Genomic DNA, 355 nt, shown 5'->3' on the forward strand with positions numbered 1-355 from the left:
CGAAGGGCTGGCGATTCGAACTCGATACCGAGCAGATCGAACAGTCTGATACGTGGGTGTTGACGCCTGCAGATATGCGGCCGTGGCTTTTTATGGTTTGGGTAACCGCATGGAAACAAACCCCGTGCGGATCGCTGCCAGACGACAACGAACTAATCGCAGTTCGCATCGGCATGAAGCCCGCCCTGTTCGCCAAGAATCGTGCTGTCCTGCTGCGCGGGTTCTGGAAAGCTGAGGATGGTCGCCTCTATCACGACACGATCACGCGCCGTGTCGCCGAGATGCTCGCGTCTCGTGACAAGGACCGGAACCGGAAAGCCGAGTGGCGGAAGCGGAAGGAAGCGGAAAAGACAGG

At 58.6% G+C, this 355-nt stretch carries 1 pseudogene; it reads left to right on the forward strand.

The window, feature by feature from the left end:
• Positions 1-355, forward strand: a pseudogene (locus SB786_RS35795) (hypothetical protein); the annotation flags it as partial.

The organism is Burkholderia sp. SIMBA_062 (assembly GCF_046534765.1).
Taxonomy (GTDB): Bacteria; Pseudomonadota; Gammaproteobacteria; order Burkholderiales; family Burkholderiaceae; genus Burkholderia; species Burkholderia ambifaria.